This window comes from Streptomyces sp. NPDC047028 (assembly GCF_040644095.1).
Taxonomy (GTDB): domain Bacteria; phylum Actinomycetota; class Actinomycetes; order Streptomycetales; family Streptomycetaceae; genus Streptomyces.
The window spans coordinates 93,391-119,283 of record NZ_JBEYVS010000016.1; the positions used below are offsets into that span (position 1 = coordinate 93,391).

The window sequence follows — 25,893 nt, forward strand, 5'->3', positions numbered from 1 at the left end:
CGCGGGTGGCCAAGACCCCGCAAATATGCGGAAGACACTCTTACGGACGCCCCGCCCGGACCCGCGCCACCGCCGGCGCCGTCGACCGCGGCAGCAGCTCACGCACGTCGCCGGGCAGCAGCACCTCGACCTCCGCCGCCTCGCAGAAACGATACGGTCGATGCTGTAGCAGCGCCCCGAGATACCGCCGCACCCGGGACATCTCCGCCCGGACGGTCACCGTCCGGGACGCATCTCCGAAAAGGTCCTCCGCCAGCGCGGACGCCCCACGGCCCCCGGGGCGCGCGGCCAGCAGATACAGCAATTCGGCGTGCCGGGGACTGAGTTCACGCGACCACGACCCCGCCGGCGCCGAGACGGTCAGCACCGCGCGGTGCGGCCGCGAGAGGTCCAGCGCGATCCGGGTCGAGTCCCCCGCCGGCGCCTCGTCGGCCGTCCGCAGCAGCCAGCCGCCGGCCAGCGGCTCCACCGTGCACGAGCCGAGCGCGGGCAGCCAGTGGCAGCCGGGGCGCAGTGACTTGGGCAACGCGACCCGCGCCACGTACGGCATCCCCGTCACCGCCGCCGTCCAGCCATCGGCGTCCACCACCAGCGCCCGGCCGCCCAGCCGGGCCAGCACCGGCGCCGCCACCGCCCGCAGCCGCTCCAGCGAGCCCACGTGCAACTCGCGCAGCCGCGCCTCGGCGAGCTTGGCCACCGAGTCCACCCACGCCAGGGTCGCCGGATGCATGGTCTCCAGCGGGCCGCTCACGTCCACGACGCCGAGCAGCCGGCCGTCCCTGGGGTCGGTGATCGGGGCGCCCGAGCAGGTCCACGAGGCGTGCGAGCGCACGAAGTGCTCGGCGGCGAACACCTGCACCGGCCGGCGCACCACCGCCGCCGTGCCCACCCCGTTGGTGCCGACGACGTCTTCCCGCCAGTCCGCACCGAGTCGGAATCCCAGCCCGTCGGCCTTGCGCAGCACCTGCGCCGACCCCTCCCGCCACAGCACGCGGCCGTCCGCGTCCGCGACGACCATGATGTGCTGGGCGACGTCGGCGACCGAAAGCAGACCCTCGCGCAGCACCGGCAGCACATGCCGCAGCGGTGACTCCTCCCGCCGGCGCCGCACCTCCTCCAGGGGCAGCAGACCGGACCTGAAGTCGTGTTCGGGGTCGACGCCGCCGCGCAGCATCCGTCCCCAGGACTGCTCGATCACCGGCCGGGGCGCGATCCGCGCACGGTGCCCGGACAGCGTCGCGTCCCGCGCCTCGCTGAGCATCCGCGCCGCCCGCGCCGCGTCCACGGCGGCCAGACGCGCCACGTTCATCGGCGACTTCGCCACTGGTGTCCTCCCGGAAGGACGTCGAGAGTCTGAGTTGTCAAGCCGTCCGGGCGGCGGTTTCCGGTCCGACTGTTCCTCCCATAGTGCCTTTTGGAGCATGCCGGAGGCACACACTCCGCGCACGCACGCCAACAAGTTGCAACCCCCTGCAACCCTGGTGGACCGTCGCGGGGTGGCCGAGACTTGACCACGACGCCGCCCACGGGCGGCGTTTCTTGGCCTCCAAGGGGCCCAAGGGGCGGGGGTGGTGCCGTGTCGGCGCAGCACCACCCCTGCTGTTGGCTTCGGCCGGGTTCGCGGTTCCGGGTGCGTGGTGCTGTTGTGTCGCGGCTGACGGTGCGTCGTGACTTGTCGCGCAGTTCCCCGCGCCCCTTTGGGGCGGACACGGGGGCCGGAATCAACAGGTGGGGGTTGCTCGGGCGACGATCTCCTTCTGGAACAGGCCACTTGGCAGGGTGCCGAAGGTGGCGCCCTGGTCCGGGGTGAGGCGGGAGGCGCAGAAGGCATCGGACACCTCGGGCGGGGCGTGGCGGGTCAGGAGGGATGCCTGGAGGATCAGGGCGAGGCGTTCGGCCAGGCGGCGGGCGCGGGGCTCGATGCCGTCCAGGTCGGCGAGTTCGGTGAACAGGGCTCTCACGGCGCGGTCGAGGCGGTGGTCGGCGCCGTGGGCGCGGCCGATCTCGGTGAGGCAGGCGTCCAGTGCGGCCGGGTCCTGCCGCAGCACCCGCAGCACGTCCCGCGCCTGGGCGTTCCCGGCGCCGTCCCAGAGGGAGTTCGGCGGAGCCCCGCGCACCAGCCGGGGCAGTCCCGACTCCTCGGCGCAGCCGTCGTCGCCCAGACACTCGGCCGCCTCGACCGCGACCTGCGTACACCGTTTGGTGATCCAGTACTTGGCGGCCGGCACCGCGAGCCGCAGGAACGCCCGCTCCTGCTCGCCGTCGTCGTCGTGGGCCGCCGCCAGACGCAGCGCGAGCGCCGTCGCGGCCTCCGACTCCAGCGCGAGGTCGGCCAGCACGTTGCGCTCGAGCGGCTGATCGGCGAGCCGTCCGCCGGACGCCTCCTGGTGGGTGCAGTGGTGGATCGCCCGCGCCACGGCCTGCCGCATCAGGCCCGCCGAGCCGAGCGCGCGGTCCAGCCGGGCTGCGGCGGCCGTCCCGGCGAGGACCTGCTTCCCATGCCCCTCCTCGCCGACCCGGCGTGCCCAGGTGCTGTGGAAGCCGGCCTCGGCGAAGGCGTTGGAGCGGTTGCCCGGCAGGTCTCTGAGCCGCTGGAGGAGGAAGACGTTGCGGCTGCCGTCGGCGAGCACGCGCGGCACCAGGAAGCAGGTCGGGCCGCCCGGGGCGTCGGCCAGGACCAGGAACGCGTCCGACATGGGCGCCGGGCACAGCCACCGCTGCCCGGTGAGCGCGTAGGCGCCGTCCTCGGCGAGCGGGCGGGCCGTGACGGTGCCGGTGCCACCCTGCTTTTCCGTCACACCCGTCCCGACCAGGACGCCGGGCTTTCGGACGGCCGGCCTGAGCTCACGGTCGTAGACCGTCGACGCGAGCCGCGGCTCCCACTCGGCGGCCAGGTCCGGGTCGGCGCGCAGCGCGGGCACCGCGGCGTGCGTCATGGACAGCGGACCGCAGGTGCCCGCCTCGACCTGGGACCACACCAGGAACGCGGCCGCCCTGCGCACATGCCCGCCGGGCCGGCTCCAGGCGCCGGTCAGCCCCGCCGAGACGCCCTTGCCGAGCAGTCGGTGCCAGGCCGGGTGGAACTCGACCTCGTCGATCCGGTGGCCGTAGCGGTCGTGTGTGCGCAGCCGCGGCGGATGCGCGTCCGCCTGCGTGGCCCACTCCTGCACCTGCGCCGAACCGGCGGTCCGGCCGAGCGCGGACAGTTCCTCGTGGGCCGCGTCCGCCGGGCCGGGTCCGAGGTGCCGTTCGACCGCCTCGACGAGGGCGCGGTCGGCGCCGAACACGTCGTAGCCGGACAGTGGGGGCGGCTGGTTCGTCACGGTGTGGGTGGAGGTGCCTGCCATGCCGCTGAACCTACCCGGGACGGCGGGGCTCACCGCCCGGCCCCGCACCGCGCCGGGCACGGCGGCGGCCGGACCCGGGGAGCGGCCCCCGGGAGGTGAGAGCGGCCCGGTACGGCGGATACCGTTAGGGCGTGCAGCCAGCAAGTGAATCCCCAGAGCGGCCCGCCGGCCGGCTCCACCGGGCCCGAGCCCTCTACCGGAACGTCTCCAAGCGCAGGACCGCCTGGCTGCTGCTGAAGGACACCGTCAACTCCTGTGTGGAGTACCGCATCCTGGGGCTCGCGGCCGAGGCGGCGTTCTTCACGCTGCTGTCCGTGCCGCCGCTGCTGCTGAGCCTCATCGGGCTGCTCGGCTACGTCGACGCCTGGACCGGCGCGGACACCATCAAGAGCCTGGAGAACAATCTCCTGGACGCGTCCCGCACGGTCCTGTCGGACAAGGGCGTCAAGGAGATCGCCGAGCCGATCCTGCACGACGTGATGAAGGGCGGGCGGCCCGACGTCATCTCCATCGGCTTCCTGTTCGCCCTGTGGTCCGGGTCCCGGGCGGTGAACGTCTTCATCGACAGCATCACCGTCATGTACGGCCTCGACGGCGTCCGGGGCATCGTCAAGACGCGCATCATGGCCTTCCTGCTGTTCATCGTGGCCCTGCTGATCGGGTCGATCGCGCTGCCGCTGATGGTGGCCGGGCCGGACGCCGTGGTGCGGATCGTGCCCTGGTCGGAGACGGTCGTCCAGGTGCTGTACTGGCCCGTCGTCATCGTCCTGTCCATCGTCTTCCTGACCACGCTGTACCACGTGTCCGTCCCGGTCCGCTCGCCCTGGATCGAGGACGTGCCCGGCGCGCTGGTCGCCCTCGCCATGTGGGTCCTCGGCAGCTTCCTGCTGCGCATCTACCTCACGGCCACCATCGAGGGCGCCACGATCTACGGGTCCCTGGCAGCCGCCGTCGCCGTACTGCTGTGGATCGGCATGTCCGCGTTCGCCGTGCTCGTCGGGGCCGCGGTGAACGCCGCCATCGACCGGGTCTGGCCGGCCGCCGCGACGGCGGCGGCCCGCGCGACCAACGAGCGGCTGCGGGAGGCGCAGGTCGCCGAGTACGTCGCCCGCGCCGCCGCGGCCCGCGAGGCCGACCCCGACGACCCCGACATGCCCTCCGAATTCCCCGAACGCTGGTCCCGCTTCCTCCCCCCGGAGGACGTCACGGCCCGCCTCCGCACCCACCCCCGCCACCCCTCCCCCCACCACGGCTCCCACACGCCGGCCAAACCGGGCGACAACGGCTCGACGCCTCCTGGCTCGTGACGGGGGACCGCGGGCGGCCTTTCTCCGGGCTTCCGCCCGGGCGGGCCCGGCGGCGACGGCTCGGCGCCCGCCGGTGCGTAGTGGTGGGCGGGGGCCGGGCTTCTTCCGAGTTCCCCGGCCCGGGCGGACCTGGCGGTGACGGCTCGGCACTCCGCAGTCCGTGACCGGGTCCGGCTTTCCTCCGGGCTCCCCGCCCCGGGCAGACCCGGCGGCGCGGGCTCGGTCCCCCGGCCCAGGGCCGGCGCCGGGCGCACGTGGGCGGTCCCGGGCCGGCGCTGCCCCGGTGCCGGGCCGGCGGCGCGGTCCCTCCGGTCGGGGGCCGCAGGCTCCTTACGTCCCGCGTGGTGCCCGGGCGGTGCTTGCCGCCTCGCGGGCCACCGTCACCAGTTCCGCCGCCGGGCCCACCAGGCGGCGGCCCGTTGGCCAGACCGCTCGTAGTTCGCGGGTGAGGTCGATGCCGGCGACGTCCACCGCGACCAGGCGGCCCTCGGCGATGTCGCCGCGTACGGCCAGTTCGCTCAGCACCGACGGTCCGGTGCCGGCGATGACCGCGCCGCGCACGGCGGCCGTGGAGCCCAGTTCGACCAGGGGCCAGGCACGGTCGCAGCCGGCCAGGTGCAGGGCCCGGTCCAGGGTCTGCCGGGTGCCGGAACCGCTCTCGCGCAGCACCAGCGGGGTGCGCGCCAGCTCCCGCGCGGACAGCGCCTCGCGTCGGCGCGCCCAGGGGTGACCGGGGTCGGCCACGACCACCAGGCGGTCCTCGGCGACCTGCCGGGTGGACATCACCCGCGCCAGCCGCGGCCCCTCGATGAACCCGATGTCGGCCTCCCCGGACTCCACGAGCCCCGGCACGTGCTCGCTGTTGGTCACCTGCAGCCCGATGTACAGCTCGGGCCGCCGGGCCCGCAGCGTGCTGATCCAGACCGGCAGCAGATACTCCGCGATGGTCAGGCTCGCGGCGACCCGGAGCTCGGCCTCCCGCCGGTTGCGCAGCTTCTCCGCGCCCGCGAGCAGCTCGTCCAGCTCGTCGAGGACCCGGCGCGCGTGCCCGGCGACGAGCTGCCCCGCGAGCGTCAGCCGGGAACCCCGGCGGGTCCGGTCGACCAGCACCAGCCCGAGCCCGCGTTCCAGCGTCGACAGCCGGCGGCTCGCGGACGGCTGCGAGATCCGCAGCCGCTCGGCCGCCCGGCCGAGGCTCCCCAGGTCGGCGACGAGCACGAGCAGCCGCAGCGACTCCAGGTCGGGGGTGCGGAGCGGGAGGGAGGCGGAAGTCTCTGTCACAGGCCCACGGTATGACTCACAGCCCCACGTCATGACTAGGTCATGCGGTGTCGCTATGACCTCTTGCCCGATCAGGGGCTACAGCCGCCGCCCGCGGGCCACCACAGTGGTGATCATGCATGACGTCAACCCCCGCCCGGCCGTCACTCCGTGGCTCACCTCGGGCCCCGCCGGCCGCGCCGTCCGCGCGGCCACGACCCGCCTCCCCGGCCTCACCCTCGCCGTCGGCATCGCCGCGGTCGCCACCTGGGCCGGGCGGCTGGTCCCGGTGGTCGGCGGCCCGGTGACCGGCATCGTGCTCGGCGTGCTGGTGGCACTCGCGGTGCGCCCCGGGGAGCGGCTGCGGCCGGGCGTCGCGTTCGCGGGACGCCAACTGCTCCAGGCCGCGGTGGTCGTCCTCGGCGCGCAACTGTCGCTCGGCCAGGTGCTCCGGGTGGGCGTCGGCTCCCTGCCCGTCATGATCGTCACCCTCGGTGCCTGTCTGGGGGCCGCCTACTGGCTCGGGCGCCGCCTGGGCATCGTCCGCGACCTGCGCACCCTCATCGGCGTCGGCACGGGCATCTGCGGCGCCTCGGCGATCGCGGCCGTCACCCCCGTCATCGGCGCGGCGGAGGCCGAGGTGGCGTACGCCGTGTCCACCATCTTCGTCTTCAACATCGCCGCCGTCCTCACCTTCCCCGTCCTCGGGCATCTGCTCGGCATGGGCCAGCACGCCTTCGGACTGTTCGCGGGCACGGCCGTGAACGACATGTCGTCGGTGGTCGCCGCCGCCACCACCTACGGCGGTCCGGCCGCGAACTACGCGGTCGTGGTCAAGCTGGCCCGCACCCTGCTGATCATCCCGGTCTGCCTGGCCCTCGCGGCTCTGACCCGCCGCCGCGCCCAGCGGGAGGCAGCGGCGAGCGCGGCGGCGACGGCGAGCGCGGGGCAGACGGCCCCGACCGCGAACGCGCCCGAGACGGCCCCGGCCGCAGCCGGGACGGCCCCCGCCCGCCCCGTGCGGATCGGCGGCCTGGTCCCCTGGTTCCTCGTCGGCTTCCTCGTCCTGGCCGCCGCCAACACCGCCGGACTCGTCCCGGCCGCCGCGCACGGCCCGCTCGGCACCCTCGCGGTCTTCCTGATCACCGTGGCCCTGTCGGCCATCGGCCTGTCCACCGAGCCGGCCCGGCTGCGCCGCACCGGCCCCGCCCCGCTGCTGCTCGGCGGCTGCCTGTGGGTCGTGGTCTCCGCCACCAGCCTGGCGGCCCAGTTCCTCACCCGGTACGTCTGACCGGCACCTCCGCCCTGGAACACCTGTACGGCATCCTGGGGCGCATGATCCGTACCGTGCGCGTCCTGCCTCTGCTGTTCCTGCCCGTGCTGCTCACGGCCTGCGGTACCGAGAAGGCCGACGGCACCCCCGGCCGGGCGCCGGCCGGCGCCCCCTCCGCCCCCGCCCCCTCGGCCCCCGCCTCCGGGCCCGGCGCGTCCGCCACCCCCGATCAGGCCGAAGTCGACGCCCGGGTAAGGGCGTTGGGCGTCGCGCCCGAGCTGGTGTACGTCACCGACGTGTCCGGCTACACCCCGGCACGCCAGTCCGTCGGCGTGAACGGTGACGACGGCTTCTCCGTCTCGTACACCGCCGGGGACGGCACCGTACTGACCCTGTACGTCGACCGGGTCCCGCCCGCCCCCGCCGACTGCCCCGCGGACGAGGAGTGCGTGATGCCGGAGAAGGGCCGGGTCGTCCACCTGCGGGGCGAGAAGGTTCCGCGTTCGGTGCTGCGCGCGGCGGCCCGGGCCGTCCACCGCCCCTCCGCCGCGGAGCTGGCCGCCCTGCTGCCCGATCCCCGGCCGGACTTCACGGACGGCGTACCGGTGCAGCGCGGCGACCTCCCGCCGGGGGGCGGCGCACCCGACAACAGCGTGCCCGAGGGCGCCGGTTGAGCGCCCACTGAGCCGATCCGGTCAGTCGTGGACGATCGTGCCGTCCTCGTGCATGGTCGGGTGCATCTTCATCGGACCGTACTCGTCGACGTCCGAGGGTCGGGGTGTCTCCGGTCCGTCCGGGCCGACGCGCAGCATCCGCTGGACCCGGCAGATCCGGAACACCCGGTCGTCGACGCGGAACTCGTCGGCGCGCTCCAGCGCCCGGTACTCCGCGGCCGCCTCCGCGTACCGCGCCTTCCGGGCGGCGTCGTACTCGTAGAGCATCGCCCATATCTCGTTCATGCCGTCGTACAGCATGTGCCGGGCGTCGTGCGGGGTCGGCATCAGTGCGCCGAGCGGCTGCCAGTCGCCGTCCCCGCCCCGCTCGGCCACGCTGAAAGCGGTCGGCAGCAGCACGAGTTCGGGATGACTGACGACCGCCCGCTCGGAGTCCTCGCGGACGTCCGCGGGGAACCGCTCGCCCATGTAGGAGAAGGTCCGCAGCCCCAGTTTCAGCGCGCCCGCGGCCGGGCCGTCCGTGACCCGCGGATCGAGGACGAAGCCGGCGTCCCGCAGGGGACCCGAGCGGCTCCGCCCGTCCCAGGAGCGTTCCATCGGCTCCGGGTCCGTGGGCCGGGGCGGCTCCAGTCCGTCCTCGCCGACCCGGGTGAACTCGTCCGCCCGCACCACTCGGTAGCGCACCCCCCACGCCTCGATCTCGTCGGCCGGCTGCCGCTCCAGCACGGCGACCGCGTCCAGCAGTTCCCGTCGTACGCCGGGGTCGTCCGTCTCGTCCTTGGCGGTGAACCACAGGTGTGAGTTCAGGCCGTCCCGCGCCATCTGCGGCATGCCGTCCGTCACCGGCTTCAGCAGCCTCCAGCGCGGCCCTCGCGCCGGATCGAGCACCGCGATCCCGAACACGGGCCCGCGCAGCGCGAGATGGGGATACCGCAGGGACGCCTCGACCGCGTCGACCTCCCGCACCCAGGCCGCCGGGTCGTCCCGGCGCACCAACTCCTCGTGCAGCGCGTCCAACTGTCGCTTCCAGCCATCACTCATGCGCACAGTGTTACCGGCTCGGGGTGGACGCCGTGACCCGAACGGCCGAACAAGGTCCCGCGGCCCGGACCGTACGGTTCCCCCGCGTGACGTTTCTGCGGTGAATCGGCTGCGCCATTGGGGTGAGTAAAGCTCGCGCGAGGAGAAGGTCACGTGAATATCTAGAGATGCTCTTGGCTTGGTAAAGGGCGTCGAGACGTGCGGCCCCCGCCGCACGTCACCCACCCACAGGAGGAGCCGGACCTTGACTCACGGAAACCAGCTGCGCGACAGCATCGCCGGGCCCGGGACCACACCGCTGATCGGCGTGTACGACATGTACTCGGCGTCGATCGCGGCCAAGCACTACGACGGGATGTTCGTCTCGGGCTTCGGCTTCGCGGCCTCGTACTACGGACTCCCGGACATCGGGTTCATCGCCTGGCCGGACATGGTGGCCTTCGTGCAGCGCCTGCGCGGCGCGTTCCCGCACCACCACCTGCTGGTCGACATCGACGACGGCTACGTCGACCCCGAGGTCGCCTGCCACGTCGTCGAGGGGCTCGAACGGATCGGCGCCTCCGGCGTCATCCTGGAGGACCAGAAGCGGCCTCGCCGCTGCGGCCACGCCGACGGCAAGCAGGTGCTGCCGCTGGAGGAGTACCTGGAGAAGCTGCACCGGGTGCTGGAAACCCGCAGGGACCTGGTGGTCGTCGCCCGCACGGACGCCACCGACGAGCACGACATCCTGCACCGGGCCGAGATGCTCGCCGCCACCGACGCGGACGTCGTCCTCGTCGACGGCGTGCGCAGCGTGGAGTGGATCAAGCGCATCCGCGAGGTCGTCGGCGACAAGCCGCTGCTGTTCAATCAGATCGCCGGCGGCAAGTCCCCGCGCCTGTCCCTCGGTGAACTGTCCGACCTCGGGGTCGACGTGGCGATCTACAGCACCCCCTGCCTGTTCGCCGCGCACGAGGCCATGGACAGCGCGCTCGCCGGTCTCAAGGCCGCCGACGGCCGCCTGCCCCAGGTGGACCCGGCCGCCGGCATCGGTGTCAAGGCGTCGACGACGCTGCTGGAGCGGAACATCGACCCCGGCCGGCGCACCCCCGAGGGCGTGGGCGTGTGAGGCGTATCGGGCCCGTCCCCCGGCTCGGGGCGGCCGCGGTGCTCGCCGCGGCCGCCCTCGCCGCCGCCACCGCGCCCGCGGTGGCGGCCGGCGGCCTGATCACGGTGATCGACAACTCCAACGCCGACTCCATCCTGGAGGTCGACCGCACGGCCAACGTCCAGACCGGCAGCGGCACCGCCGGGAGCGACCACGACGGCAGCGCCGTGGACGTGGTGGAGGCCCTGATGGGCGCGTCCGGCGAGGACGGGGAGGACTGAGCAGGAGAAGCCTGAGAACAGCACGACAGCACAGACGAAGAGCTGAACCGGGTCGGCCGAGCACCCCGTGCGGGAGGTGCCCGGCCGTACGCGTACCCGCCCTCGACAGGCGCGCGACGGCCCGTGCGCGGGAATATGTTCAGGCGGTACGACGCTGTGGACGAATGGGCATGAGCACGGCGAAGGGCTGGTGGGCGATGACGGCAGAGCAGAGCGGCCCCGTGGTCAGGACGCCGCACGGAGCCGTACGCGGCCGGTACGAGGACGGCGTCGCGGTGTTCCGCGGCATCCCGTACGCCGCCCCGCCCGTCGGCCGTCTGCGGTTCCGGCCGCCCGAGCCGCCCGAGCCCTGGGACGGATTACGCGATGCCGGGTCCTTCGGGCCGACCGCGCCGAAGCCGCCGTACTCCGAAGCCTTCGCCCAGTACCTGTCCGACCCCGACATCCCCGGTGACGACTGCCTCAACCTGAACGTGTGGACCCCCGAACCCGGCCCCGGCGCCCGGCTCCCCGTCCTGCTCTGGCTGCACGGCGGCGCCCTGACCAGGGGATCCTCCGCCGTACCCGTCTATGACGGCCGGGCCTTCGCCCGCGACGGGGTCGTCTGCGTCTCCGCCAACTACCGGCTCGGCCTCGAAGGCTACGGCCTCTTCCCCGACGCCCCGCCCAACCCCGGCCTGCGCGACCAGCTCGCCGCCCTGCGCTGGGTCCACCGGGCGATCGCGGCCTTCGGCGGCGACCCCGACCGGATCACCTTGTGCGGCCAGTCCGCCGGCGCGATCAGCGCCGGCATCCTGCTCGCCGCCCCGCAGAGCCAGGGCCTCGTCCGGCGGGCCGTGCTGCAGAGCGGCGCGCCGGAGGTGTCCACGCGGGACAAGGTGCGGCGGATGGTGCGCCGCGTCGCCACCCGGCTGAAGATCCCCGCCACAGCCGAGGCCTTCGCCGGCGTGGACCCCGGTCTGCTGCTGCGCACCCAGGCCGAGGTCGGCCGGCTGAGCAGTCCCGTCCTGGGCGGCCCCGCCTTCGGCGTCGTCGTCGACGGCGACCTGGTGCCGGGCGACCCGCTGAAGGCCATCGTCGACGGGGAGGCCGCCCGGGGCGTCGACCTGCTGATGGGCTGGACCCGCGACGAGTACCGGCTGTGGCTGGTGCCGGGCGGCCTGGTGGAACGCGTCGACCGGCTCGGCGCGGTCGCCCTGGCCGGGGCCATGGCTCGCTGCCACGTCGGCCACGAGGTGCCGCGCGGCTACCGCGCCCTGCACCCCGACGCCGGCACCGCCGAGATCGTCGGCCAGATGGTCACCGACCACCTGCTGCGCGTACCCCTGCACCGGCTCGCCGACGCCCGGCCCGGCACCTCCTACCTCTACGAGTTCGCCTGGCCGTCCCGCCTGCCCGCCCTCGGCTCCTGCCACGCCCTCGAACTGGGCTTCGTCTTCGACAGCGGGGACATCCCCGAGTCGGCGAAACTCGCCGGCGACGGCGCCCCACAGGAGCTGTGCGACGCCATGCACGGGGCCTGGGTACGGTTCGCCACCGTCGGCGACCCCGGCTGGCAGCCGTGGGACGTCACCCACCCGGTGCGGGTCTTCGACGACGGTCCACCGCATACCGCATACGGTCCGCGGGACGCGGAACTCGCCCTCTGGTCGGCCGCCCCGAGGGTCCCCGCGCCGCCCCCGCCCGTCGAACCCCGCGCCCCCGGCGCCGAACTGGCCGCCGCCATGCGCCGCCTGCGCCGCTCGGTGGGCGCCCGCCGCCGGTGAGAACGACGTCCCGGGGGTCCGGGACGCTCAGCCCGTGCCCAGGGTGCGCGCGATGCCGGTGATCCCCGCCGGTCCCACCCGGCAGCACCCGCCGATCAACCGCGCCCCGGCCGCCCGCCACGCCTCGACCCGCTCCGTCCGTCCCGCGCCGAACGTGACGCGGCCGTCCCAGGCCCGGGCCCGCGCGTCCCAGGTCTCCCCGCTGTTGGGATAGACGACGACCGGCTTGCCCGTGACCCGGGCCGCGATCTCCACCGCCCGGTCCACGTCCTCGGGCGCACAGCAGTTCACACCGACCGCGACGATCTCCTCCACCGGGGCGGCGAGTGCGAACGCCTCCTCCAGCGGCTGGCCGGCCCGCGTCCGCACACCGTCCACGGTGTACGACAGCCACGCCGGCACCCCGAGCCCCCGTACGGCCCGCAGCAGCGCCTCGGCCTCCACCGCGTCCGGCACGGTCTCCAGCGCCAGGACGTCCGGCCCGGCCCCGGCCAGCACCTCCAGGCGGGGCCGGTGAAACCGCTCCAGCTCAAACACGTCCAGCCCGTACCGCCCGCGGTACTCCGAGCCGTCCGCGAGCATCGCCCCGTACGGCCCGACCGACGCCGCCACCCACAACGGCCGCGTCACCCCGCCCGCGTGAGCCTCCGCCACGGCGCTCCGGGCCAGCTCCACGCTCAGCGCGATCAGCCGCGCCGCCTCCGCCCGGCCGGTGCTGCGCCGGGCGAAGCCCTCGAACGTGGCCTGGTAGCCGGCCGTGATGGCCACGTCGGCGCCCGCCCGGAAGTAGGCCAGGTGCGCCGCGGTGACCGCCTCCGGCCGGTCCGCCAGCAGGCGCGCCGACCACAGCTCGTCGCTCAGGTCGTGCCCGGCCGCCTCCAGCTGACTGGCCGTCCCGCCGTCGAGGACGAGCGTCCCGGCGCCGAGCGCCCGGGCGAAGGGGGTGACGCTCATGGCACGACGCTACGTCCTGCGGGGCCAGTGCTCCAGCGTCACGTGCAGGGCGTCGATCGCCCGGTCCCAGGACGCCTGCACGTCCCGGGCCGCGCCGAAACCGCCCGCGGACTCCAGGGCGCAGTAACCGTGGAAGGTGGAGCGCAGGAGCCGGACGGCGTCGGTCAGATCGGGTTCCTCCAGGCCGTACGCGCGGAGCATGCCGTAGGTGATCTCGGCGGTACGGCGCAGGGCGGGGGCGTCGGCGATCAGCGCCTGGTCGATCCGGATCTGGGTGGCCGCGTACCGGCCCGGATGCTCCAGGGCGTAGGAGCGGTAGGCGCCCGCGAACGCGGCCAGCGCGTCCTTGCCCGCCCGTCCGGCCACGGCGCCGGCGATCCGCTCGATCAGTTCGCCGCCCGCGTACAGCGCGAGCCGGACGCGCAGCTCCTGGAGATTGCGGACGTGCGAGTACAGGCTGGCGTCCTTCACTCCGAAGCGCCGGGCCAGCGCGGACACGCTGACCCCCTCGAACCCGGCCTCGTCGGCCAGTTCGGCGGCGGCCCCGACCAGCCGCTCGACGGTGAGCCCCGCACGGGCCATGCGTCACCTCCTCGGACATCCAGGGAAAATCCTAGGCCCTCTAGGGAGTCGCCCTGTTAGCGTGCGCGGGAGTCGGCCAACCGGAGGGGTACGAGAGGTTGTTGAAGAAACCGTTCGTCGGGAAGGGCAGTGCGTCCACCGGACCCCGGCCCCTCGGGAGACAGCGGGACTTCGGCATCTTCTGGGCCGCCCAGACCCTGTCCGTCCTGGGTGACGCCTTCGCCCTCATCGCCCTGCCCCTGCTGGTCCTCCGGGCCACCGGGTCCGTGGCGAGCATGGGCCTGCTCACCGCCGTCGGCGGCGTCGCCTCCGTGCTCGCCGCCGTCTTCGCCGGCACCGTCGTGGACCGGGTCGACCGGCGCCGCCTGCTCATCGGCTGTGACCTCGTCCGCATGGTCCTGTACGGCCTCGTCCCCGTCGTCTGGGCGTTCGGCGCCCGCGTCTGGCTGCTGTACGCGGTCCTGCCCGTCTGCGAGGCCGTCGGGATGCTGTTCGCCGTCGGCTACGTCACCGTCGTCCGCGGCCTCGTCGGCACCGGCCGGCTCACCGAGGCCAACGGTCGGCTGAACGCCACCGCCGCCCTGGCCGGGGTCCTCGGCCCGCTCGGCGCCGGCCTGGTCGCCGCCTGGACCGGACCCGCCGGCGCCGTGGCCGTCGACGCCGCGAGCTTCGCCGTGTCGGCCGCCTGCCTGTCCCTCGTACGACTGCGGCCGCGCCCCGCCGACGACCGCACCGCCGACGAAAATCCGGCTGACGCGGCGCACGCCGCCGGGGCCGGGGCCGGCGGCCTCCGGCAGGACCTGCGCACCGGTGTCGCCTTCCTGTACCGACACCCGGTGCTGCGCTCGCTGACCGTGCTGCTGTTCGGCTTCAGCTTCTTCACCCTCGGCCTGAACGACCTGGTGATCTACCACATCAAGCACGACCTCGGGCACGACGACGGCACGGTGGGCACGGTGATGGCGGCCGGCGCCGTCGGCAGCATCGCCGGCTCCCTGCTCGTCGCCCGTGTGCGCCGGCGGGCGGGCTTCGGCCCCACCTGGATCGGCTCGGTCACCGTGTGCGGCCTGGCCTTCGCCGGACTGGGACTGCTCCACCCCGTCGTCGCCCTGGCCGGCCTCAGCGCGGCCTTCCTCGCCTGCGTCGCCATGGCCGGCACCTGCTCCATGTCCCTGCGCCAGGAGGTCACCCCGGAACACCTCCTCGGCCGGGTGACCTCCGCCTTCTGGACCCTGCACTACTCCGCCGCCCCCGTCGGCGCCGCCGTCCTGACCTGGGCGGCCGAACAGCACGGGACCACCCCGGTCGCCGCGCTCGCGGGCGGCGCCTGCGTGCTGATCGCCGCGGCCGCCCTCCTCACGCCGGTCCGCCGGGCGGCCCGCCGCGGGACGTGACCCGCGGCGGCTCAGGTCAGCCGGCCGCGGAGAAGACGAAGGTGAACTCCGCCGGTTCGGCGTGCAGGTGGTACTGGGGGAGCGGGCCGGGGCCGCAGGACTGGGAGCCGATGCCGTGCTGGGCGTGGTCCAGGTTGACCCAGACGGTGTCGCCGGGGGTCAGGTCGGTGCGGTGGGCGGCGGCGTCCAGGTGCTCGGTGGTCCAGCGGCGGGCGGTGAGGAGGAACGCCGGATCGCCCTCGACGCGCAGGCCGCCCAGCTCGGCCCACCGGACGCCGATGCGGGCACCGTTCTCCTGCGGGCGGACGTACGGCGTCTGCATGCTGTCCACGCTCGACTCCCAGCGGCCGACCACCGCCGCCGTCCTGGTGTCGGGATACGCCTCGCCGGGACCGCCCCCGAACCACCGCACACGGTCGGCTGCGGACAATCCGAAGCGGATGCCCAGGCGGGGCAGCGGGACCGTCCAGTCGCCCTCCGGCTCGACGGAGACGGTCAGCCGGAGCCGGTCTCCGTCCGACTGCCAGCGGTATACCGTCGACAGCGCCAACTCCCGGGCGGCGGGCGCCACCCGGGTCCGTACCGTCAGCCCGTCGTCGTCCCGCTCCACCGCGTCCAGCCGGTGCCGCATGCGGTGCAGGCCGAGCGTGCGCCACAGCGGGCCGAGGCGGACGCCCTTCTGCCAGTCGGCGCCGTCGTCGTTGTCGGTGGTCGCCCGCCACACGTCCAGGCGCAACCCGGTCACCTCCACGTCGCCGCACCGCCGCAGCGCACCGGTACGGGCGTCGAACGCGGCGGGGCCGAGGGTGATCAGCCCGTCGGCCCGCACCGGGCGGACGAGGGCCGGGAATGCCGGGACCGTGCGGGCGGACACCGGGAACTGGCCCCAGGCGACTTCATGCCCCCGCCGCGCCCACGCCGTGTCGGCGGCGAGGACGGCCCGGACCGTCCAGAGGGCCTCGCCGGCCGGGGCCGCGGGCGGCGGCTGGGGCAGCTTGACGTCGGCCCACGCGCCGGGGGACAGCGCCGGCACCTCCAGTTCCCCGGAGGCGACGGACTCGCCGTTCACCTCGTAGGACCAGGTGAACGCGAGGCCGGACAGGTCGGCGAAGTCGTACTTGTCGGTGACACGGATCGTGCCGCCGCGGGCGTCGCCCTCGATCGCGACCGGCTCGATCACCTTCTTGTACTCGGCGAGGCCGGGGGAGGGCCGCCGGTCGGGGAAGAGCAGGCCGTCGCAGACGAAGTTGCCGTCGTGCAGCTCCTCCCCGAAGTCGCCGCCGTAGGCGTAGCCGTACCGTTCGTCCTTGACGCCGTGGTCGATCCACTCCCAGACGAAGCCGCCCTGGAGCCGGTCGTAGCGCTCGAACAGCCGCTGGTAGTCGGCGAGTCCGCCGGGGCCGTTGCCCATGGCGTGGGCGTACTCGCAGAGAATGAAGGGCAGTCGGCGGCGTTTGAGGGTGCCGCCGTCCAGGTGCCGGCCGATCCGCTCGACCTCGGCGTGACCGGCGTACATCCGCGAGTACATGTCCGTGTCGCGGCAGTCGATGTCGCCCTCGTAGTGCACGAGCCGGGAGGGGTCGCGGCCGTGGATCCATTCGGCCATCGCGGTCAGGCCCCGGCCGGTGCCGGCCTCGTTGCCGAGGGACCAGATGACGACGGACGGGTGGTTCTTGTCCCGTTCGACCGTGCGGGCCGCGCGGTCGAGCAGCGCCGGGGTCCAGCGGTCGTCGTCGACGGGGTTGTCCCGCCAGCCCTGTTCGGTGAAGCCGTGGGTCTCCAGGTCGCACTCGTCGATCACCCAGAGCCCGTACTCGTCGCAGAGGTCGAGGAAGGCGGGGTGGGGCGGGTAGTGGGAGGTGCGGACGGCGTTGACGTTGTGCCGCTTCATCAGCAGCACGTCCTCGCGCATGGTCTCCGGAGCCGGCGTCCGGCCCGTCTCCGGGTGCCACTCGTGCCGGTTGACGCCCTTGAAGAGGACGGCCCGGCCGTTGACCTTGATCAGTCCGTCCGACAGTTCGACCGTGCGGAAGCCGATGCGCAGCGGCACCCGTTCGCCCCCGGTGTCCAGCACGCCGTCGTACAGCCGCGGGATCTCCGCCGACCACGGCTCGACCGGCACCGTCACGTCCTCGCCCGTCGTGACGTCGATGCCGAGGTCCGGGACGGTCACGCGGCCGGCGGCGTCGGAGTCGACCCGCAGGGTGCCCGTGCCGCGCGCGTGGTCGTAGGAGGCGTGTACGAAGAAGTCCCGGGCGCTGTCCACCGGGCGGTGCAGCAGGGTGACGTCCCGGAAGATGCCCGGCAGCCACCACTGGTCCTGGTCCTCCAGGTACGAGCCGGCCGACCACTGGTGGACACGGACCGCCAGGACATTGTCCACGGTCTTCAGCAGACGGCCGACCGCGAACTCGTGCGGCAGCCGGGAGCCCTTGAACTCGCCGAGTTCCGTGCCGTTCAGCCAGACGCGGGCACAGGACTCCACACCGTCGAACCGGAGGACGGCGTCCCCGTCGCCCGGCGCGGGCCAGTGGGCCGGCAGGTCGAAGTACCGCAGGTGGTCACCGGTCGGGTTCTCGGTGGGGACCCGCGGCGGGTCCACCGGGAACGGATACACGTGGTTGGTGTAGGCGGGCGCCCCGTGCCCCTGGAGCACCCAGTGGCCCGGGACGGCGATCTCCGCCCAGCTTCCGGCGTCATGGCCCTGCGCCGCGAAGGAGTCGTCCTCGGCGCCCGCCGTCCCGGACAGCCGGAAGCGCCAGGAACCGCCCAGCGAGAGGGACGGGGCGTCGGAGGACGCGTACCAGGCACGGGGCGGCAGCGCTCCGCGGCCCGGGGAGAAGTCCTCGACGTAGCCGGTGCTCGTACGGGTGCTCAAGGTCATCGGTCGCTCTCCTGGCTCAGCCGGTGATACCGGTCTGCGAAGGCTCTGCGGCACGGCCCGCCGCGGGGGCGGTGCGTCCGGTGGTGGCCGTCCGCCGGCCGGCGGACCGCAGCGCACCCTCCAGCGCGAACGTGGCCGCGCCGAGGGACACCGGGTCGGTGGGGATCGGGGACAGGACGATCTCGGTGGCGGCCAGCGGCCGCCGCAGCGCGTGCCGGGCGACGGCCTCGCGCACCTCACCGAGCAGCGGCTCGCCCAGCCGGGACGCCACCCAGCTGCTGAGCACCACCACTTCGGGGTTGAGCAGGTTGACCAGGTCGGCGATGCCCGCACCCAGATAGCGGGCCGTCTCCCGGACCACGCCGAGCGCCACCGGATCGTCCGCGGCGGCCGCCCGCGCCAGCGCGTCGACGGTCGCGGTCTGGTCGTCCGGGTGCAACAGCGCGGAGCCGGAATCCCGTTCGCGCAGGTTCCGCATGATGCCCGGCGCGCCGACGTACGTCTCCACGCAGCCGCGGTTGCCGCAGTGGCACTGCCGGCCGTCCAGGACGAGGGTGGTGTGCCCCCACTCGCCGGCGCTGTTGCTCACCCCGCGGTGCAGCCCGCCGCCCAGCGCCAGGCCGGCGCCGACGCCGGTGCCGAGGTTGACCACCACGGCGTCCTCGCGGCCCCGCGCCGCCCCGAACCACAACTCGGCCACCACACAGGCCCGCAGCGGATTGTCGAGGTACAGCGGGTGGGGGATCCGTCCGGCGAGCAGATCGAGCAGCGGTACGTCGTGCCAGTCCCAGTTGGCCGCGTACTCCACGACCCCCCGGTCCCGGTCCACCTGGCCCGGCACGCTCACGCCGACGCCGAGCACCCGGGACGCGTCTGACCCGGCCCGGTCCGTCACCGAGCCGACGGCGGCGGCGACACGGCCGGCCACCTGCTCCGGACGGCTCTCGTCGGGCCGTAGATCCTCCTCCGTCCGGGCCACCACGTTCAGCGCCAGGTCGAACAGTTCGGCATGGACGTACGTCTCCGCGATGTCGACGCCGATCAGGGCGCCGCCGGAGGGGTGGACCGCGACCAGCCCGCGGGGACGGCCGCCGGCCGAGTCCTCGAACCCGACCTCCGTGATCATTCGCAGGTCCAGCAGCTCGCCGACGAGCGTGGCGACCGTGGCCAGGCTCAGCCCCGTGGCCGCCGCCAGCTCCTGCCGGGAGGTGGGGGAGCCGGCGATGATCTGCCGCAGCACCTCGTACCGGTTCGCGGTGCGGATGTCACGTGACGTGCGCTTCACGGAACCCTCGTGTCCTTCCCGTCCCGGCCGGGCCACTGGGCACCGGCGCGGGGGTCAGGCTATGAGTCGGCCGGCACTTCTGCAAGGGGTTGGGAAATGGGCCATATGAAGCCGGCCGACGGGCGTCCGGCTGGCGAAGGGTGCGTCCGTTGACCCTCTCCCGTGCCGCGCCCTATCGTAGAGAGCGCTTGCTGTCGGCGCACTCGCCGTCAGTGTGTCCCCGAGCCGGAAGGCACGCCCTTGCCCGACCGCCCCCAGGCACTCTTCGCCATGACGGCCCGGAACGTGCCGCACCTCTTCCCGCCCGGCCTCCTCGAACGGCTCCGCGCCTACGTGGACATCGATCCCACGCTGGTGGCGCACGACTTCACCGACCCCCGGGTGAGGGACACCCTGGCCCGCACCGAGATCCTGATCACCGGCTGGGGCTGCCCCGTCCTCGGCGCCGCCGCGCTCGACGCGGCACCGAAGCTCCGCGCCGTGCTGCACGCGGCCGGCTCGGTCAAGGGATTCGTCACCCCCGACCTCTGGCGGCGCGGCATCGCCGTCTCCTCGGCCGCCGCCGCCAACGCCCTGCCCGTGGCCGAGTACACGCTCGCGATGATCCTCCTCGCCGGCAAGGACACCTTCGCCGTCCGCGACCGGCTGCGCGACCGACGCACCTTCCCCCACGGCGACATCGTCCCGGGCGCCGGCAACCATGGCCGCCGCGTCGGCGTCGTCGGCGCCTCCCGCATCGGCCGCCGCCTCATCGAACTGCTGCGCCCCCACGACCTGCGCGTGAGCCTCGCCGACCCGTACGTCGACGACGCCGAGGCGGCCCGCCTCGGTGTGCCGCTGCTGCCGCTGGACGACCTGCTGAGCGCCTCCGACATCGTCACCCTGCACGCCCCGCACACCCCCGAGACCCGGCACCTGATCGACGCCGCCCGGCTCGCCCTGATGCCCTCCGGATCGGTGCTGATCAACACCGCGCGCGGCGCCCTCGTCGACCACGGGGCCCTGATCGGCGAACTGCGCACCGGCCGCATCAGCGCCGTCCTGGACGTCACCGACCCCGAGCCGCTGCCCGCCGACTCGCCCCTGTTCGACCTGCCCAACGTCGTCCTCACCCCGCACCTCGCCGGCTCCCAGGGCAACGAACTGGCCCGTCTCGGCCTGACGGTCGTGGAGGAGGCCGGCCGACTGTCCACGGGCGACGGTCTGCTGCATGCCGTCGACCGGTCGACGCTGGAACGAACCGCCTGACGCGCTTGACCCGACCCGGCACGGCCCGGCCGGGGGCAGGGGCATACGGTGAGGGGTGAACGCCTGAGCCGGGAGGAGATACGGATGGGCAGTCGCACCGCGCTGGTCGAGGATCTGATGGAGCGCTTTCCGCATGTGCCGCGGGAGGCCGTCTTCAAGGAGGACCTGCTCCGCGGAGGCGTCGCCTTCGACCCCTCCGCGCTCAGTGACAACGAGGACGGCGAGGTCAAGCCGAAGTCGTACTTCATCTTCTCCTTCGACCACGGCACCCTGCCCGAGCTGGGCGAGGCCGCCCTGCGCCGGCCCCCGGAGGAGATCATCCTCACCGGTGGCCCGTACGACCTGCGCCGTACCGTCGTCTCCGTCCGCGTGAACCCCGCGTCCCCCTACCGGGTCGCTTCCGACGAGCACGGGCAGCTCGGCCTGTACCTCGACGGCAAGCGGATCTCCGACGTCGGAGTGCCCCCGATGCCGGAGTACTACCGGCACACCCTCGCCAACGGGAAGTCCGTGATGGAGGTCGCCCCCACCATCCAGTGGGGCTACCTGATCTACCTCACCGTCTTCCGGGTCTGCCAGTACTTCGGCGCCAAGGAGGAGTGCCAGTACTGCGACATCAACCACAACTGGCGCCAGCACAAGGCCGCCGGGCGGCCGTACACAGGGGTCAAGGACGTCGACGAGGTCCTCGAAGCCCTGGAGATCATCGACCGGTACGACACCCAGAAGGCGTCGACCGCCTACACCCTGACCGGCGGCGCCATCACCTCGAAGGTGGCCGGCCGCGACGAGGCCGACTTCTACGGCCACTACGCCAAGGCCATCGAGGAGCGCTTCCCCGGCCGCTGGATCGGCAAGGTCGTCGCGCAGGCGCTGCCCAAGCCGGACGTTCAGCGGTTCAAGGACTACGGCGTGCAGATCTACCACCCCAACTTCGAGGTGTGGGACGAGTACCTGTTCAAGATGTACTGCCCCGGCAAGGAGCGCTACGTCGGCCGCGACGAGTGGCACAAGCGCATCCTGGACTCCGCCGACGTCTTCGGCGCGCGCAACGTGATCCCCAACTTCGTGGCGGGCGTGGAGATGGCCGAGCCGTTCGGCTTCAAGACGGTCGACGAGGCCATCGCCTCCACCACCGAGGGCCTGCGTTTCTTCATGTCGCACGGCATCACCCCCCGCTTCACGACCTGGTGCCCGGAGCCCACCACCCCGCTCGGCAAGGCCAACCCGCAGGGCGCGCCGCTGGAGTACCACATCCGGCTCCTCCAGGCCTACCGCCAGACCATGGACGACTTCGGCCTGTCCTCGCCCCCCGGCTACGGCCCGCCCGGCCCCGGCAACGCGGTGTTCTCCGTCAGCTCCTTCATGGACAGCCTGCCGGCGCGGGAGCCCACCGGGACGGCCGGGGAGCCGGCCGAGGTGTGAGACCGGCGCACGGCGAGCCGATGTGGAAACGCGGCTTGTCAGTTGTGTCGAGGACGTGAAAGGCTCTGTGCCCTGCCGCGAGGGTCCCTCCAACTCCGATTTCCCTGTGGTGAGTTGACCTCGCTCGTGGACGCGGGAGTCCCATGCCCGACCTGCCGGCCCCTCAGGGCCCCACCGAGGCCGCCCTGTTCTCCGAGTGCTGGGACGCGGTGCTCTCCTACGCCGACCTGTGCACGTCCGGCTCGCTGACCGCGCACCAGCTGGCCACGGAGGCGTTCACCCGCGGCATGCGGGAGATCCGGGCGGCCTCGGCGCCCACCGTGCGGGGAGCCGGCCGCCGCTCCACCCGGCTGCCCGTCATCCCGGAGCTGCTCACCGCCGTACGGGAGACGGCCGCTGCCTGGGAGGCCGGCGGCCAGGGCCACAAGCTCGACCCCGACCTGCGGCTCTGGCTCAACTCCCCGCAGGCCGCCCGCTACACCGGCCCGCCCCTGCGGCGGCCCGTCGCGCTGCGCGGCCTGCGGGACATGCAGGAGGGGGACGCCGCGCTGCTGTGGCTCGCCGAGGCGGAGGCGCTGCCGCTGCCCGCCGCGGCCCGCCGTCTCGGCCTGGACCCGGCCATGGTCGCCCTCGAACTCGACGAGGTCCGGGCCCTGTTCCGGGACCGCTGCCACCGCGCCCACCGGGACACCCCGATGGACACGGAGTGCCGCAGCTACGCCCGCCTCCTGGACGCGGTCACCCGCTCCGCGGGCGCCGACACCCCCGAGGACCTGTCCCGGCACCTCGCCACCTGCGTGCCGTGCGCGGAGGCCGCCGCCTGCCTGCGTCTCCACGGCGGTGGGCTGCCCGCCGCCCTGACCGGCGGGGTGATCGGCTGGGGCGCCCTCGCCTACCTGGAGCGCCGCCGCCGTGCCGCCGAGGTCCGGCTCGGCGCGGGCCGGCCGGGGCAGGCCGGGCCCGAACCTGGTGAGGAGAGGGAGGGCGCGGGCCGCCACCGGCTCCTCCTGGGCGGGCTGGTGGGCACCGCCGTCCTGTTGTCGGCGCTGGCGCTCGGCGCGTCGCTGATGCCGTTCGGCGGTTCCGCCGCCGACACCGCGGCCGTGCACGACGCCGGCCGGCCGGTCGCCGACCCGGCCACCTCCCAGGCCGCGCCCGTCCCCAGCCCCTCCCGCTCCCGGGCCTCCGCCCCCGCCCCCCGGCCGTCCGTCACACACCGGTCCGCCACCCCCACCAGGACGGCGACCGGCCGCGCGAAGCCCGGGCCCGGCCCCGAACCACAGGGCACGGCCTCCGCCACCGCCTCCGCCCGCGCGAGCGCTTCCGCCGGCCCCGGGGCCGCCGCCTGCCGGGTCTCCTACCACCTGGACGGCCAGTGGTCCGACGGCTTCCAGGCCACCGTCACCGTCACCACGGCCGGGGCGCTCACCGACTGGCGGGTCGCCTGGTCCTTCCGCGACGGCCAGCGGGTCGGCCAGATGTGGGACGCCACCGCCCGGCAGAACGGCTCCCGCGTCACCGCCGTCGCCGCCGACTACAACCGGTCCGTCACCGCCCACGGCACCCTGTCCTTCGGCTTCCTCGCCTCCTGGCAGGGCCGGAACCGGGCGCCGTACGCCTTCACCCTCAACGGGGCGCCCTGCGCCACGGGCTGACCCCGAGCCGCGCCCGGTCGGTCACCAGGTGCGGATGTCGGTGTCGTCCACTCCCTCGTGCCACGGCACGGTGCGGCCCGCCGGCGGTTCGACGCCGTTCTCCACCCATTCCTCCAGCGCCCGGAAGACCGTGCGGAAGACGGGCGTGAGCGGGCGGAGCCGGCCCGGGTGCAGATCGCAGAAGCCGTCGACGTGGGTGCCGCCCTGGATGCGGTACTGGCGGTGCAGCGCGGCCCGGCCCGCCCCCGCGACCAGCTCGGCGTACGCGTCCGAGTGCAGGGTGATGGGCAGCAGCGTGTCGAGGGTGCCGTGGAACGACAGCAGCGGTCGGCCGATCGCCCCGGTCAGCGACACCCGGGCGACCGCCTCGCGCACGACGGCCGGCCGCGTGGCGTAGTCGTAGTCCGCGTCGCCGCCGGGCGTGCCGGTCCCGGCGAACGGCGTGCCGGTGCGCGGCAGGCCGGGCCCCGGGTAGTCCGGGTCGAAGACCGCCCGGTAGGTGCGCTGGGTGAAGTCCCAGTAGACCTGGTGGTGCGCCGCCCACAGGAACTCCGAGCCGGCGGGCAGACCGGCCGCGAGCAGCCGCCGGTGCGCGGCCGGGTCCCCGGTGTCCCGGTAGCGCGGATAGTGGGCGAGGAAGGCGGGCAGGTGGGTCAGCAGGTTCGGGCCCCCGGCCCGCCACAGCGGGCCCTCCCAGTCGACACCGCCGTCATAGAGGTCGGCGTGCCGCTCCAGCTGCACCCGGGTCGCGTAGCCGCCGTTGGAGACCCCGGCGACGTACAGGCGGTGCGGCTCGGCGCCGTAGTGGGCGCGCACGGTGGCACGGGCGGCCACGGCCAGCTCGGCGAGCCGCCGCTCCCAGTCGGCCAGGACGTCGCCGGGCCGCTCACCGGCGGTGAGGAAGTCCGGTCCCGAGTTCCCCTTGTCCGTCGTGGCGCAGGCGTAGCCGCGGGCCAGCAGCCAGTCCGCCATGACCCGGTCGCAGGCGTACTGGCGGCGGATGCCGGGAGCGGCGGTGACGACCAGCTTGCCGTTCCACGCGTCCGGCAGGCGCAGGACGAACTGGGCGTCGTGCCGCCACCCGTGGTGCGTGTTGAGGCCGGTCGCCGCGGGGAAACAGCCGTCGATCTGCGTGCCCGGGACCTGCACGTGCCGCTCCCGCCATCGGTCGTCCGCCGCGTGCAGGCCCTCCCAGTCGGCCGCGACCGTGTGTCCGGACCGCAGCGTGCCGACCGTGGTCAGATCCTCGAGGACCGCCGACTTCTGGAGCTCGGCCCCCGGCACGGAGACCGTCGCCCGCCGACGGGACCCGGCGTGCGGAGCAGCGGCGTGCGGAGCAGGGGGGTGAGCTGCGGGCGGAGTGGTCGGGCCGGTGTGGGTCATCCCTGATCTCCTGTGGCGTCGAGGCGCGGGCCGGGCCGGGCGCACCGTGTCGCCGCGCGCTCGTGCCCCTACGTGAGAACACCAAACCCGCGCCCGTGGCGGTATGGAGCTGACGGCCACATCCCGAGCGCCCGGTATGGCCGCCACCCACATGGGAGACCGTGTCCGGGGTCCCTACGGTGACCGGCATGGAGAGCACCCACAACCAAACCCACGACCCCGGCTTCCTCGGTGGACGCACCGCGCTGATCACCGGCGCCGCCGGCGGGATCGGGCGGGCCTGCGCGCTCGCCTTCGCCGCGGCCGGGGCCCAGGTGTACGTCGTGGACCGGGCGGGCGAGGCGGCCAAGGCCGTCGCACAGGAGTGCGGCGGTACGGCCCTGGTGGTGGACCTGTCCGATCCCGCCGCCGTGGACGGGCTGCCCGCCGACGCCGACATCGTCGTCAACAACGCCGGACTGCAGCACGTCGCCCCGCTGCACGAGTTCCCGCCGGAACGGTTCACCCTGATCCAGCGGGTCATGGTCGAGGCCCCCTTCCGCATCGTCCGCCGCACCCTGCCCCACATGTACGAGCGGCAGTGGGGCCGGATCGTCAACATCTCCTCCGTCCACGGACTGCGCGCCAGTCCCTACAAGGCGGCCTACGTCACCGCCAAGCACGGTCTTGAGGGCCTCAGCAAGGTGATCGCGCTGGAGGGCGCCCCGCACGGCGTCACCAGCAACTGCGTCAATCCCGGCTACGTGCGAACGCCGCTGGTCGAGGAGCAGATCGCCGACCAGGCGGCCGCGCACGGCATCGCCCCGCAGGACGTCATCGAGGAGGTGATCCTCGAACGCCCGGCGATCAAGCGGCTCATCGAACCGGACGAGGTCGCACGGGCCGCGCTGTGGCTGTGCCGCCCCGAGTCCCGCTCCATGACCGGCACCTCCCTCGCCCTCGACGGCGGCTGGACCGCCCACTGACCCCCGGCGCGCCCCGACGGCTTCCTCCTCCACCCGTCCGCCGTACCCCCTCCCCACGCCCCTTCCGATCCCGCCCCCCACG

The 25,893-nt window shown here is 74.1% G+C and carries 20 protein-coding genes; 11 read left to right on the top strand and 9 right to left on the bottom strand.

Features of this window, described 5'->3' with window-relative positions:
• Positions 1 to 40: 40 nt before the first annotated feature.
• A complete protein-coding gene (locus ABZ854_RS16645) occupies positions 41 to 1,324 on the bottom strand; it encodes a GAF domain-containing protein (RefSeq protein ID WP_361210636.1) in 1,284 nt (427 codons plus the stop codon).
• A gap of 397 nt (positions 1,325 to 1,721) precedes the next feature.
• Positions 1,722 to 3,347 carry an acyl-CoA dehydrogenase family protein gene (locus tag ABZ854_RS16650; RefSeq protein WP_361210639.1) on the bottom strand — a complete coding sequence of 542 codons (1,626 nt, stop codon included), beginning with the start codon at positions 3,345 to 3,347 and terminating at the stop codon, positions 1,722 to 1,724.
• Between the two features lie 131 nt (positions 3,348 to 3,478).
• On the opposite strand from ABZ854_RS16650, the gene ABZ854_RS16655 reads away from it, so the two are divergent.
• Positions 3,479 to 4,654 carry a YihY/virulence factor BrkB family protein gene (locus ABZ854_RS16655; protein ID WP_361210642.1) on the top strand — a complete coding sequence of 392 codons (1,176 nt, stop codon included), beginning with the start codon at positions 3,479 to 3,481 and terminating at the stop codon, positions 4,652 to 4,654.
• Positions 4,655 to 4,984: 330 nt separating this feature from the next.
• Here the strand turns inward: ABZ854_RS16655 and ABZ854_RS16660 are convergent, their stop codons facing one another.
• On the bottom strand, positions 4,985 to 5,935 hold the full coding sequence (locus ABZ854_RS16660) for a LysR substrate-binding domain-containing protein (protein ID WP_361210645.1): 951 nt from the start codon (positions 5,933 to 5,935) through the stop codon (positions 4,985 to 4,987).
• 115 nt (positions 5,936 to 6,050) lie between these two features.
• Between ABZ854_RS16660 and ABZ854_RS16665 the strand changes: the two genes are divergently transcribed.
• Positions 6,051 to 7,205, top strand: a complete 1,155-nt coding sequence (locus tag ABZ854_RS16665) for a putative sulfate exporter family transporter (protein WP_361210648.1) — start codon at positions 6,051 to 6,053, stop codon at positions 7,203 to 7,205.
• A gap of 44 nt (positions 7,206 to 7,249) precedes the next feature.
• Complete coding sequence (locus ABZ854_RS16670; RefSeq protein ID WP_361210651.1) at positions 7,250 to 7,861, top strand: membrane lipoprotein; 612 nt, start codon at positions 7,250 to 7,252, stop codon at positions 7,859 to 7,861.
• A gap of 21 nt (positions 7,862 to 7,882) precedes the next feature.
• Here the strand turns inward: ABZ854_RS16670 and ABZ854_RS16675 are convergent, their stop codons facing one another.
• Positions 7,883 to 8,902 (bottom strand): DUF5954 family protein, encoded by a 1,020-nt coding sequence (locus tag ABZ854_RS16675; RefSeq protein WP_361210654.1) that lies wholly within the window; start codon positions 8,900 to 8,902, stop codon positions 7,883 to 7,885.
• A gap of 244 nt (positions 8,903 to 9,146) precedes the next feature.
• On the opposite strand from ABZ854_RS16675, the gene ABZ854_RS16680 reads away from it, so the two are divergent.
• From ABZ854_RS16680 to ABZ854_RS16690, 3 genes are all read left to right on the top strand, one after another.
• A complete protein-coding gene (locus tag ABZ854_RS16680) occupies positions 9,147 to 10,010 on the top strand; it encodes an isocitrate lyase/PEP mutase family protein (RefSeq protein WP_361210657.1) in 864 nt (287 codons plus the stop codon).
• Complete coding sequence (locus ABZ854_RS16685) at positions 10,007 to 10,270, top strand: hypothetical protein (RefSeq protein WP_361210660.1); 264 nt, start codon at positions 10,007 to 10,009, stop codon at positions 10,268 to 10,270. The genes ABZ854_RS16680 and ABZ854_RS16685 overlap by 4 nt, the downstream gene beginning before the upstream one ends.
• Positions 10,271 to 10,467: 197 nt before the next feature.
• Positions 10,468 to 12,036 (top strand): carboxylesterase family protein, encoded by a 1,569-nt coding sequence (locus tag ABZ854_RS16690; protein ID WP_361210791.1) that lies wholly within the window; start codon positions 10,468 to 10,470, stop codon positions 12,034 to 12,036.
• Positions 12,037 to 12,063: 27 nt separating this feature from the next.
• On the opposite strand, the gene mmuM is transcribed toward ABZ854_RS16690, so the two are convergent.
• Complete coding sequence (gene mmuM / locus ABZ854_RS16695; protein WP_361210663.1) at positions 12,064 to 12,990, bottom strand: homocysteine S-methyltransferase; 927 nt, start codon at positions 12,988 to 12,990, stop codon at positions 12,064 to 12,066.
• Positions 12,991 to 12,999: 9 nt separating this feature from the next.
• Complete coding sequence (locus ABZ854_RS16700; RefSeq protein WP_361210666.1) at positions 13,000 to 13,572, bottom strand: WHG domain-containing protein; 573 nt, start codon at positions 13,570 to 13,572, stop codon at positions 13,000 to 13,002.
• Positions 13,573 to 13,673: 101 nt separating this feature from the next.
• On the opposite strand from ABZ854_RS16700, the gene ABZ854_RS16705 reads away from it, so the two are divergent.
• Complete coding sequence (locus ABZ854_RS16705; RefSeq protein ID WP_361210669.1) at positions 13,674 to 14,966, top strand: MFS transporter; 1,293 nt, start codon at positions 13,674 to 13,676, stop codon at positions 14,964 to 14,966.
• A 16-nt stretch (positions 14,967 to 14,982) separates the two neighbouring features.
• Here the strand turns inward: ABZ854_RS16705 and ABZ854_RS16710 are convergent, their stop codons facing one another.
• On the bottom strand, positions 14,983 to 17,850 hold the full coding sequence (locus ABZ854_RS16710; RefSeq protein WP_361210672.1) for a glycoside hydrolase family 2 TIM barrel-domain containing protein: 2,868 nt from the start codon (positions 17,848 to 17,850) through the stop codon (positions 14,983 to 14,985).
• Between the two features lie 16 nt (positions 17,851 to 17,866).
• Positions 17,867 to 19,135: an ROK family protein gene (locus tag ABZ854_RS16715; protein WP_361210675.1), complete on the bottom strand. Its 1,269-nt coding sequence runs from the start codon at positions 19,133 to 19,135 to the stop codon at positions 17,867 to 17,869.
• Between the two features lie 240 nt (positions 19,136 to 19,375).
• Between ABZ854_RS16715 and ABZ854_RS16720 the strand changes: the two genes are divergently transcribed.
• The 3 genes from ABZ854_RS16720 (at position 19,376) to ABZ854_RS16730 (ending at position 23,463) form a co-directional block, all read left to right on the top strand.
• Positions 19,376 to 20,383, top strand: a complete 1,008-nt coding sequence (locus ABZ854_RS16720) for a hydroxyacid dehydrogenase (protein WP_361210678.1) — start codon at positions 19,376 to 19,378, stop codon at positions 20,381 to 20,383.
• Positions 20,384 to 20,467: 84 nt separating this feature from the next.
• Entirely contained in the window at positions 20,468 to 21,808 is a 1,341-nt protein-coding gene (locus tag ABZ854_RS16725; RefSeq protein WP_361210681.1) for a radical SAM protein, read from the top strand.
• A gap of 143 nt (positions 21,809 to 21,951) precedes the next feature.
• Positions 21,952 to 23,463 carry a cellulose-binding domain-containing protein gene (locus tag ABZ854_RS16730; RefSeq protein ID WP_361210684.1) on the top strand — a complete coding sequence of 504 codons (1,512 nt, stop codon included), beginning with the start codon at positions 21,952 to 21,954 and terminating at the stop codon, positions 23,461 to 23,463.
• Between the two features lie 21 nt (positions 23,464 to 23,484).
• Here ABZ854_RS16730 and ABZ854_RS16735 read toward each other — a convergent pair whose 3' ends face one another.
• On the bottom strand, positions 23,485 to 24,846 hold the full coding sequence (locus ABZ854_RS16735; RefSeq protein WP_361210687.1) for a tannase/feruloyl esterase family alpha/beta hydrolase: 1,362 nt from the start codon (positions 24,844 to 24,846) through the stop codon (positions 23,485 to 23,487).
• A gap of 188 nt (positions 24,847 to 25,034) precedes the next feature.
• Here ABZ854_RS16735 and ABZ854_RS16740 point away from each other — a divergent pair, with 188 nt between their 5' ends.
• Complete coding sequence (locus ABZ854_RS16740) at positions 25,035 to 25,811, top strand: 3-hydroxybutyrate dehydrogenase (protein ID WP_361210690.1); 777 nt, start codon at positions 25,035 to 25,037, stop codon at positions 25,809 to 25,811.
• Positions 25,812 to 25,893: the final 82 nt, after the last annotated feature.

Coding starts and splice junctions, on each gene's coding strand:
- ABZ854_RS16650 (WP_361210639.1), bottom strand. CDS start 3,347: ATGGCAGGCACCTCCACCCACACCGTGACGAACCAGCCGCCCCCACTG.
- ABZ854_RS16665 (WP_361210648.1), top strand. CDS start 6,051: ATGCATGACGTCAACCCCCGCCCGGCCGTCACTCCGTGGCTCACCTCG.
- ABZ854_RS16670 (WP_361210651.1), top strand. CDS start 7,250: ATGATCCGTACCGTGCGCGTCCTGCCTCTGCTGTTCCTGCCCGTGCTG.
- ABZ854_RS16675 (WP_361210654.1), bottom strand. CDS start 8,902: ATGAGTGATGGCTGGAAGCGACAGTTGGACGCGCTGCACGAGGAGTTG.
- ABZ854_RS16690 (WP_361210791.1), top strand. CDS start 10,468: ATGACGGCAGAGCAGAGCGGCCCCGTGGTCAGGACGCCGCACGGAGCC.
- mmuM (WP_361210663.1), bottom strand. CDS start 12,990: ATGAGCGTCACCCCCTTCGCCCGGGCGCTCGGCGCCGGGACGCTCGTC.
- ABZ854_RS16700 (WP_361210666.1), bottom strand. CDS start 13,572: ATGGCCCGTGCGGGGCTCACCGTCGAGCGGCTGGTCGGGGCCGCCGCC.
- ABZ854_RS16710 (WP_361210672.1), bottom strand. CDS start 17,850: ATGACCTTGAGCACCCGTACGAGCACCGGCTACGTCGAGGACTTCTCC.
- ABZ854_RS16725 (WP_361210681.1), top strand. CDS start 20,468: ATGGGCAGTCGCACCGCGCTGGTCGAGGATCTGATGGAGCGCTTTCCG.
- ABZ854_RS16730 (WP_361210684.1), top strand. CDS start 21,952: ATGCCCGACCTGCCGGCCCCTCAGGGCCCCACCGAGGCCGCCCTGTTC.
- ABZ854_RS16735 (WP_361210687.1), bottom strand. CDS start 24,846: ATGACCCACACCGGCCCGACCACTCCGCCCGCAGCTCACCCCCCTGCT.
- ABZ854_RS16740 (WP_361210690.1), top strand. CDS start 25,035: ATGGAGAGCACCCACAACCAAACCCACGACCCCGGCTTCCTCGGTGGA.